Raw genomic sequence first — 9,712 nt, 5'->3', positions numbered from 1 at the left:
GTGATCCCGCTGGGATTCGAACCCAGGACCCATACATTAAAAGTGTATTGCTCTACCAGCTGAGCTACGGAATCTTACTTTTTCGTCTTTGCCGTTAGGCCGTTCAGAAATTGTGGTGCAAAAGTACGGTTATTAAGAATATGACGCAAGCCCTATTTTAAAAAATATTATTTTTCTTAGAAAACTCCCCGAAAATGAGGCATTTACGTAAATAAAAATTGTATATTTTTTTCAACCGACCTCAACTTTCATTAGATTTCGACCCTCAAACGCTTATTACTTTACCATAACAAACAGCAGTTAATCACTAAATTCCACCTCACGAATGAAACTTTTTCGCTTTGGTAGCTTCGAACAGGAAAAACCGGGTATCCTTTTACCCAATGGCCGTAAAATTGACGTCTCGACCTTTGGAGAAGATTTTAATGAAGCCTTTTTTGCAAATGATGGCTTGACCCGTCTGGCAGACTGGCTCATAACTCACGCCGAAACCTGCCCTGACGTATCCGATAGTGTTCGCGTGGGTTCCTGCGTGGCACGCCCTTCCAAAATTGTGTGCATTGGCCTTAACTACGCAAAACACGCGGCCGAATCAGGCGCACAGGTACCACCCGAGCCCGTTATTTTCTTCAAATCTACCACAGCACTCTGCGGCCCTTATGATAATGTAATCATTCCCCGCAATTCAGTCAAAACTGATTGGGAAGTGGAATTGGCATTTGTAATTGGGAAAAAGGCAAGCTACGTCGACGAAGTGGATGCCATGGATTACGTAGCGGGATATATTTTGCACAATGATTATTCAGAACGTGAATTTCAATTGGAACGCAGCGGTCAGTGGGTAAAAGGAAAAAGTAGCGACACCTTTGCTCCTTTGGGGCCTTTTATGGCAACAAAAGATGAAATCAGCGACCCACACAACTTACGACTTTGGCTTAAAGTAAACAATGAACTATTGCAGGATTCGAATACGGATGATATGGTGTTCAAAATCCCCAAATTGGTGAGTTATCTGAGCCAATTCATGACACTTCTACCAGGAGATGTTATCTCGACCGGAACTCCTTTTGGCGTAGGACTTGGCTTCAAACCACCGCGTTATCTGAAACCGGGTGATGTAATTGAACTCGGCATCGACCATCTCGGTATTCAACGGCAAGTAGCTGTAGCTTATCAATAAGTCAAAATTCTCTTTTACCAGGCGGTCAGGTGTTACATCTGACCGCTTACTATTCCTGTTCCATTTTATCAATCAATTGTCAACCAATGCGCCTTTTCCTGTGGTTTTTACTGTGTGGGGTAACTGTTTTTGCCCAGAAAAAAAACGAAGCTTTTCAATATCACATTTTTGAAGCCAAAGGAACCATCAAAATAGACGGTCTCGAAAACGACCCCGCCTGGCAAACGACCGAAGTAGCCAAAGACTACTTCATGATTACGCCCATGGATACGAGCTTGGCGCGTAACAAAACAGAAATGCGTTTATGTTACGACAAAAACAATTTGTATATCATTGCCGTCAATTACAAAGCCGTTAAGGGCTCATTAGTGGTCGAATCGTTGAAACGGGATTTTAGTTTTGGGGCAAATGACAACTTTTTTGTGGTTCTTGACACTTTCGAGGACTTAACGAATGGTTTTTCGTTTGGCGCAAGTGCGGCAGGGGCATATTGGGATGGGCAGGAATCGGATGGGACGATTATCAATCTCAATTGGGATAACAAATGGCATTGTGTCACCAAAAACTACGAAGACCGTTGGGTGTGGGAAGCCGTCATTCCCTTCAAAACCATTCGTTATCGACCTGATAATTTGCGTTGGGGTATCAACGGAAGTCGGTTGGACATTACGACCAATGAAAAATCAGCTTGGGCACCCGTTCCGCGTCAGTTTCAATCGGCTAATTTGGGCTATGCGGGGGTATTAATCTGGGATAAGCCTTTACCACCCGCGGGTAAAAATGTTTCATTGATTCCGTACGCGCTTACGAATGTATCGAAAAATTATACCACTGGTAAATCGGCCGAATGGAAACCGGCCATTGGAGGGGATGCAAAAATCGCCCTGAATTCATCCATGAACCTTGATTTGACCGTCAATCCCGATTTCTCTCAGGTAGAGGTGGATGTGCAGCAAACCAATTTGGACCGTTTTGAATTGTTTTTCCCCGAACGCCGGCAGTTTTTTTTAGAGAATGCTGACTTATTTGCCAGTTTTGGTTTTACGACCCTGCGTCCTTTCTTCTCACGACGCATCGGGTTGGGCGTTCCGATTTTATTCGGTGCGCGTCTGAGTGGCAAATTGGATAAAAATTGGCGAATTGGGGTACTGGACACCCAAACGCAAAGTCAAGGCGATTTGCCTGCCCAAAACTTTGCGGTCGTTGCTTTACAACGCAAAGTTTTTGCCCGTTCCAACGTCGGAATTCTGATGGTCAATAAAGAGTCGTTAGGGTACGATGCACAAATCAACAAATCCACGAATCAATACAACCGCAATATTGGCGCAGAATTTAACCTGGCTTCTGCCAACAACATCTGGACAGGCAAAGCGACGGTGCTTAAATCGTTTAGCCCGCACCTTTCAGGAAACGATGTAGCTATCTCAAGCCTTCTTAATTTCAACCGAGCCAAGTTCTTTTGGCAGCTTCGTCACGAGTTTGTGGGCGAAAATTACAATGCAGAAGTAGGTTATGTGCCCAATGCCGCCCGCAGAGGTTACCAAATGGCCGTGCCCAACGTTGGTTATTTGTTTTTTGTCAATTCAACCAAACTCATCAGTCACGGCCCGTTACTCCAAAGCACCTTTTTTTGGAATAAGTCAAACCACCTGACCGACAACGAAACGTTTTTAGCCTATAATTTCAACTTTCGCAGTCGCGCCGTCGGTATGATTTGGGCAACCACAAACTATGTTCAGCTGTTGGCTCCTTTTGACCCCACCAACACGGGCCGTGAAAAGCTCGCCGCGGGCACCAATCACCACTGGAAATCGTGGGGTACCGATTTTACCTCTAGCCCCCGTGCTCGATTTACGTACGCATTCAGCACGCGTTACGGAGGCTTTTACGCCAATGGAAGCCGGCTCAATCTGAAAACCACCCTCGGCTATCGTTTCCAGCCTTATGTAGCTACCAAGTTTTCGGTTGACTACAACTACATCAAAGTTCCTTACTTGCAAACGCCCGTCGAGTTATGGCTCGTTGGACCGCGCGTGGATGTTACTTTTACCAACAGTCTTTTCTGGACCACATTTGTGCAATACAACAGTCAGGCAAAAAACATCAACCTGAACACTCGTCTGCAATGGCGATATCAGCCTGCTTCTGACCTGTTTATCGTCTACACTGACAACTATTTACCCGAAAACCTCATGGTAAAAAGCCGGGCAATTGTCCTGAAATTGACGTATTGGTGGAACGTTTAGAGAATGACGAATTGGGGAATGACGAGTGACGAACCATGCACGTTATTTTAAGCAACGATAATAACAACGAATAACAGTTAACTATTAACGGATAACAGGTATTTTACCGATGAGCATTAAAGTAATTGCATTTGACGCTGACGATACCCTTTGGGTCAATGAACCCTTTTTTCTGGAAACTGAACAAAAATTCTGCGCTTTACTGGAAGATTATCTCCCTCATCACAGCATATCACAGGAAGTTTTCAGAACTCAAATTCAAAACATGCCGCTGTACGGCTACGGCGTGAAAAGCTTCATTTTGAGCATGGTCGAAACGGCTTTGCGCATTTCTGACAATACAATTGGGGTAACGGTTATCGAAAAAATCATTGAGCTGGGTAAAGAAATGCTCGAAAAACCCATCGAATTACTGGACGATGTGGAGCACGTTTTACAATCATTATCAGGGCATTATCGACTGGTGGTAGCTACCAAAGGGGATTTGCTCGACCAAGAACGGAAGCTTCGTAAATCGGGTTTGGAACATTACTTTCACCACATTGAAATCATGAGTGAAAAGCGGGAAGCCGATTATCAAAAATTGATTAAACACCTTGACATTCAGCCGAGTGAATTTTTGATGGTAGGCAATTCTCTCAAATCCGATGTGTTGCCCGTATTGGCCATTGGCGGTCATGGTGTTCATATCCCTTTTCATACCACTTGGGCCTATGAAACCATTGAGCACCATATTGAGCACGAAAACTTCAGAGATTTTGAGAAAATTAAGGAGGTTTTAGCCCATTTACTGCCTGAATAGTAGACGTTAACAAATTGCTTTCTTACTTTTGGGAGTAACCTCATCCCCTACCCCTTACTCCTTTTAGGAGAAGGGACAAAAAAATGCCAATGCGTTTATTCATTTCTTTTATCGTTTTCAATCTTTTTACTTCTACTGCCACCTTTGCACAAACACTTACCCAAACCATTAAAGGGCAAGTAATTGATGCCGAATCGCGGCAACCGTTGGCAGGGGCAAGTATCATTGTCACTTCTGTTCAACCCATCAAAGGTGGTCAAAGTGACGCAAACGGTTTCTTCAAAATCTTAGATATTCCCGTTGGTCGACATACCCTTAAAATTACGTTTCTGGGCTATGAAAACGGGTTGGTGCAGGAATTGGTGGTAGGTACGGGAAAAGAGATTGACCTGACCATTCGCCTGGCCGAATCGCTGCAACAATTGGACGCGGTCACAGTCAAAGCTTCTGCCCAAAACGGAACAGCACTCAACGACATGGCAACAGTGTCGGCGCGGTCATTTTCGGTTGAACAGGTCAAGCGTTACGCAGCCGCTATCAACGACCCTGCCCGCATGGCGCTTACGTACGCAGGCGTAGCGGGCAACAGCGAACAAAGCAACGCACTTATTATCCGGGGCAACAGTCCCAAAGGAGTACTGTGGCGCATGGAAGGCGTCGAAATCCCCAATCCCAATCACTTTGCCGAAGAAGGCTCCACGGGTGGCGGCATCAGCGCGTTGAGTGTGAACATGCTGGGCAATTCTGACTTCTTTACGGGTGCTTTTCCCGCCGAATACGGCAACGCGACCTCGGGCGTGTTTGATTTAAAACTCCGAAAAGGCAACCATGAAAAACGCGAATATGCGCTTCAGGTGGGCGTTTTGGGAGCAGATATTGCCGCCGAAGGGCCTTTTTCTGCCAAAAGCAAAGCCTCTTATTTGGTCAATTACCGCTACTCCACCCTCGAAATGCTCAAAAAAGCGGGAATACAAATCATTGGAGATGCCGCCCCGGATTTTCAGGATGGGGCATTCAAATTGTTTTTTCCCGTAACCCAACGAAGTGTTGTTTCGTTGTGGGGAATGGGTGGTCTAAGTCGTCAGATTCGGCACCGCACCACGCAAAACGACGCTTTTCATTCCGACCGTGCGGTGGCGGGACTTAATTTCACTCATTTTATTTCCGAAAAATCATTCGTCGATGCCACCCTGAGTTGGGCAGCCAACCGCCAAACCTACGATGCCTCCCGACTGCAACAGGTGTACATTCGGGAAGAAAATTTTACCAATCAGGCGTACCGATTATCCCTTCAATTCAATCACAAATTCAACGCCCAACATTCCCTGCGAACGGGTATCATCGTGAGTAACTTACGCTTTCAGTTATTGAATCGTACCACCGACGGCACCAAGGTCAGCACAACGCTCAATCAACAGGGCGACACCTATTTGTTACAAGCCTATAGCCAATGGAAATACCGAATTTCTCCCGTTTTGACGCTCAATGCGGGTTTCCATGCTACGCTGTTGGCCTTAAATCAACAATCTTCTCTGGAACCGCGCGGTGGGTTGCGATGGACGCTTGCTCCTCGTCACGCGCTGAGTGCGGGCTTCGGAATTCACAGTCGTACCGAGGCGCTTTCGACTTATTTTGCAGAAGTAAAAGGCAAAGAAGGCACCATCAGTTTTGCCAATAAAAATCTGGCCTTGCTTAAGTCCGCTCACTTTGTGTTGGGCTATGAATTTCGACCGCGCGACGATTGGCGCTTACAGGCAGAGGCGTATTATCAGCGTCATTACGACGTTCCGATTGGCACTATCAACACCAAAAGCGCCGTTTGGCGCACAGAATCCCTACTCAATCTGATGAATGGCTACACCACCGACTCGCTCGTGAGCGATGGTACAGGGCGCAATTATGGCTTGGATTTTACCATTGAGAAATTTTTGACCAAAGGGTTCTATTTTATATTAACGACCTCATTTTACCAAGCCAAATACACCGCCCGCGACGGGGTGGAGCGAAACAGTCGGTTTAATGGAAAATTCGTCCAAAATATCTTGCTGGGAAAAGAATGGAAAATGAGCCGAAATAAAACCAATACATTGGCCGTCAATGTACGTAGCTTGTGGGCAGGCGGTAACCGGTATGTGCCGATAGATTTGGCGCAATCCAAAAAACGCAACACGACAGTGCGTATCTATGAGCGCTCATACGAAGAGCAACTGCCGAATTATTTTCGATTTGATACCCGAATCAGTTTTACCAAAAACCGCCGCCGAACCACCTCAACTGTCTCCATCGACATCCAAAACCTCTTCAATCGCACCAATCTTTACCAGCCTTTTTACGACTCCGCCACCAAAAGTCTCCAATTTGACACACAATTGGGCTTAGTGCCTATTTTGAACTGGCGATTGGAGTTTTAGGCAAAATCCGGGTGTGTTTAGGACGAAAAAAGTAACTTGCATTCCTATTCATTGCATACATGGCAAACAGTGATATTCTCATCGGAATTAAAGAGGTAACCGGCTTTTCTGATAAAGAACTGGAAATTGTCCTGCAACGATTTAAAGCCGAAAACTTCAAAAAGAAAACTAATCTTTTGAGTGCTGGAAAGACGGCTAAAGAAGTCTATTTTATCCTCAGTGGCTGTATGCGCCTTTTTTATGAAAAAGATGGAGAAGATATTTCGGCCTTCTTTTTTACCGAAGGAATGTTTGCAGGAGCCTATGATAGCTTTATTTCTCAAAAACCAAGTCGGCACTCTATTGAGGTCATTGAAGAATGTCAGGTGCTTACCATTTCTTTCAAAGACTTGCAGGACCTATTTATTGAATTCCCTAAAATGAATGAATTTGTCAGAAAAGTTTTAGAAGAACGCTTTGTCGAATTACATCAGTTGTTTACATCCTACATTTTAGACAGTCCGGAAGAGAGATACCTGAATTTACTTACCCACAGGCCCGACCTGCTCAACAGGATTCCTCAACACCAAATTGCTACTTTTTTGGGAATCACTCCTGTCTCTTTGAGCCGTATCCGAAATCGGGTTATGAAAAAATAGCTCTCCTTCTTTCTTATCTTTTGTTATCGTTTTGCAGGGCAGGCCCCCTCTACTTTTGTTCCATCAATTATACTCAAAATGGAACGAAGAACCTTTCTTAACAAAACTGCAAAACTGACCGCTCTCAGCATGGTCGGGGTCAATTCACTCACCAACTCGGTTGCCGCATCAACGGAAGACCGGTATTTATTAAACTCCAAAAATTCAACAGCTATGGGCCCTATTCCCGATTATCAAAATGTAACGACTGTCGTAAAACTGAAAGGAAAGGAGGTAAAAGTACATGCTTTATGTACCGGTACGGTAGCCGTCAAACGAAACTTCCGAACAAAGAAAGGAGTAGGTGAACTGGCTAAATTAAATATCCTTTTGGATAAACATTATACGGATTATTTGCCGATTTGGGTATGGGTAATCGAACATCCCGAAGGGATTGTTGTAATAGATACGGGCGAAATCTCAGCCATTAAAGATTTGGATCGGTATTTAGCCAAGGAAGGCGGTTTTCTCCGATACCAGTTTAAGCACGCAGCCAAGTTCAGGATGGAAGAAAAAGAGGAATTAAATTACCGATTTGATGAGATCAATCTAAAGTTGGAAGATGTAAGATTGGTAGCATTGACTCACTTAGACCATACCGACGGGCTCAAGTTTTTCCCAAAGCAGGAAATAATCGTGGGCGATTATGAATACAATCATCCCAATGCCAACATGTCAAGCACATATCCTTCTTGGTTCAGGCCCAATAAAGTCAACTATCTTCCCGACCGAATAGAGGTTTTCCAAAAAGCTTATCCTATAACTTCCTCGGAAGATTTGCTTTATATACCTACTCCCGGTCATACGCTTGGGCATAGTTCCATTGTTTTCAAAACCGATAACTTCGACATCATTTTTGCGGGAGACACGTCCTATAATCAAGCTCAGGTCTTACATGGTGAATTGGCAGGGGTAAATGCAGATTATACAAAATCAAAAGAAACGTACAACAATTTAGTCAAATATGCCACCAATCGCAAAACTATTTACCTGCCCACCCACGATGAAGATGCGGGAAATCGCCTCAAAAACAGCCTTTTTTTAGTGTAAAAAAGGCTCGTCCGATTGATATCCTCTGCAAAACCCGGGAAAATCAGCTGCAACCATTTTAAGGGGATTTTCTGTTATTCAAAAAAGCAGTATTGCAATGGTTTACCGTTTTTCCGGTACCCAAATGGGTGCCAATCTGTCTCTCAGCATTGACAACAAACAATTAAACCGTCAGTTCTTCGGTAAAGATCACGCTGACAAGTACCTGACGATTGCCTATAACCGCGGAGAAGCACAGAATGCAGTGGTGGATGAAGTCACCTACCCCTTTCCTGCCAACAGCATTTTGCCTTTGGTTGTCAATCAATCTTTTCAATTTGAAAAACCGGAGCAAATTGTTGCTTGGCAGTTCAATCGGGAATTCTATTGCATTATTGACCATGACCAGGAAGTCAGTTGCGTCGGTTTTTTGTTTTATGGCTGGAATCGAACTTTTTTTTACCGTTAGATGCCACTCATCAACATAAAATTGGGCTCCTGATTCAAATTTTCATTGATGAATTTGAAACGGTGGACAACATTCAATCCGAAATGCTGCTGATGCTACTCAAACGACTCATTATCATCATCACACGTTTGGCGAAGCAACAGCAGTTCAAGGAGACAGAACTTCCTGACGCTCGGTTTGACATCATTCGAGAATACAATATTTTGGTTGAGCACCATTATAAAACGCAGCATCAAGTCGCTTTTTACGCGGAGAAACTGAATAAATCACCCAAAACACTATCCAATTACTTTGCGATTTACGGCACCAAAACACCGCAACAGCTTATCCATGAACGTATCGTGATGGAGGCCAAACGCCTGTTTTATTACACCGACAAATCGGCGAAGGAAATTGCGTACGAATTGGGTTTTGAAGATGCGGCCTATTTCAGCAGTTTTTTCAAAAAACAAATGGGTATTTCCCCCACCGATTTCAAAAACAGGAAAGAAACCGGCAACGTAGGGAAATAATCACAACAAGTCGGGAAAAAGAACCATTTTTCAGCCTTCGTAATTGCCGCACCTTTGCATCGTCAATGTATCACTCATTTTTAAACAAACACGACGATGTCAACTTTCACAGTACCCACCAAAGATCAAGTTTCTGAAAACCACCAAGCCATTTTTGATAACCTCCAAAAAGCCCTTGGTTTTGTCCCTAATCTGTACGCTACCATTGCCTATTCCAACAATGGCTTATCTAAGTTTTTAGCCTATCAAAACGCAAAAACTTCTTTGAACAACAGGTTGAACGCACCTAATAATCTTAATTTAGGGCATAGGTCAAAAATAGCCATATAATTGTTGTTGGTTGTATTTTTGAGGATGGAATGGAAAAAAATATTTGACGAAGTGCC

Annotated in this window: 9 protein-coding genes and 1 tRNA gene; 9 read left to right on the top strand and 1 reads right to left on the bottom strand. The window is 44.0% G+C overall.

The features are described 5' to 3' along the window. Position 1: 1 nt before the first annotated feature. A tRNA-Lys gene (locus Q0081_RS20035) sits at positions 2 to 74 on the bottom strand. Positions 75 to 325: 251 nt separating this feature from the next. Here Q0081_RS20035 and Q0081_RS20030 point away from each other — a divergent pair. The 9 genes from Q0081_RS20030 to Q0081_RS19990 all read left to right on the top strand — a co-directional run bounded on the left by Q0081_RS20030 (position 326) and on the right by Q0081_RS19990 (position 9,656). Next, complete coding sequence (locus tag Q0081_RS20030; RefSeq protein ID WP_298357509.1) at positions 326 to 1,180, top strand: fumarylacetoacetate hydrolase family protein; 855 nt, start codon at positions 326 to 328, stop codon at positions 1,178 to 1,180. 86 nt (positions 1,181 to 1,266) lie between these two features. Beyond that, a complete protein-coding gene (locus Q0081_RS20025; RefSeq protein ID WP_298357506.1) occupies positions 1,267 to 3,426 on the top strand; it encodes a DUF5916 domain-containing protein in 2,160 nt (719 codons plus the stop codon). A 109-nt stretch (positions 3,427 to 3,535) separates the two neighbouring features. Further along, complete coding sequence (locus Q0081_RS20020; protein WP_298357503.1) at positions 3,536 to 4,228, top strand: HAD family hydrolase; 693 nt, start codon at positions 3,536 to 3,538, stop codon at positions 4,226 to 4,228. 89 nt (positions 4,229 to 4,317) lie between these two features. Further along, a complete protein-coding gene (locus tag Q0081_RS20015) occupies positions 4,318 to 6,639 on the top strand; it encodes a TonB-dependent receptor (RefSeq protein ID WP_298357500.1) in 2,322 nt (773 codons plus the stop codon). A gap of 59 nt (positions 6,640 to 6,698) precedes the next feature. Then, positions 6,699 to 7,277 (top strand): Crp/Fnr family transcriptional regulator, encoded by a 579-nt coding sequence (locus Q0081_RS20010; protein WP_298357497.1) that lies wholly within the window; start codon positions 6,699 to 6,701, stop codon positions 7,275 to 7,277. A 78-nt stretch (positions 7,278 to 7,355) separates the two neighbouring features. Further along, positions 7,356 to 8,366, top strand: coding sequence for an N-acyl homoserine lactonase family protein (locus Q0081_RS20005; protein ID WP_298357494.1), 1,011 nt, complete (start codon positions 7,356 to 7,358; stop codon positions 8,364 to 8,366). 97 nt (positions 8,367 to 8,463) lie between these two features. Beyond that, complete coding sequence (locus tag Q0081_RS20000) at positions 8,464 to 8,814, top strand: hypothetical protein (RefSeq protein ID WP_298357491.1); 351 nt, start codon at positions 8,464 to 8,466, stop codon at positions 8,812 to 8,814. A gap of 62 nt (positions 8,815 to 8,876) precedes the next feature. Next, positions 8,877 to 9,326: a helix-turn-helix domain-containing protein gene (locus tag Q0081_RS19995; RefSeq protein ID WP_298357488.1), complete on the top strand. Its 450-nt coding sequence runs from the start codon at positions 8,877 to 8,879 to the stop codon at positions 9,324 to 9,326. 96 nt (positions 9,327 to 9,422) lie between these two features. Then, entirely contained in the window at positions 9,423 to 9,656 is a 234-nt protein-coding gene (locus Q0081_RS19990; protein WP_298357485.1) for a hypothetical protein, read from the top strand. Positions 9,657 to 9,712: the final 56 nt, after the last annotated feature.

The sequence above is a fragment of the Runella sp. genome (assembly GCF_027484545.1).
Taxonomy (GTDB): domain Bacteria; phylum Bacteroidota; class Bacteroidia; order Cytophagales; family Spirosomataceae; genus Runella.
Note: the sequence above shows the minus strand (reverse complement) of the source record. Positions and strands in the feature narration are given on the sequence as shown.

Bases quoted from the DNA above. Each gene is read 5' to 3' on its own strand.
- Q0081_RS19990 (WP_298357485.1), top strand. From the start codon at position 9,423: ATGTCAACTTTCACAGTACCCACCAAAGATCAAGTTTCTGAAAACCAC.
- Q0081_RS20005 (WP_298357494.1), top strand. From the start codon at position 7,356: ATGGAACGAAGAACCTTTCTTAACAAAACTGCAAAACTGACCGCTCTC.
- Q0081_RS20030 (WP_298357509.1), top strand. From the start codon at position 326: ATGAAACTTTTTCGCTTTGGTAGCTTCGAACAGGAAAAACCGGGTATC.
- Q0081_RS20015 (WP_298357500.1), top strand. From the start codon at position 4,318: ATGCGTTTATTCATTTCTTTTATCGTTTTCAATCTTTTTACTTCTACT.
- Q0081_RS20020 (WP_298357503.1), top strand. From the start codon at position 3,536: ATGAGCATTAAAGTAATTGCATTTGACGCTGACGATACCCTTTGGGTC.
- Q0081_RS20000 (WP_298357491.1), top strand. From the start codon at position 8,464: ATGGTTTACCGTTTTTCCGGTACCCAAATGGGTGCCAATCTGTCTCTC.
- Q0081_RS20010 (WP_298357497.1), top strand. From the start codon at position 6,699: ATGGCAAACAGTGATATTCTCATCGGAATTAAAGAGGTAACCGGCTTT.
- Q0081_RS20025 (WP_298357506.1), top strand. From the start codon at position 1,267: ATGCGCCTTTTCCTGTGGTTTTTACTGTGTGGGGTAACTGTTTTTGCC.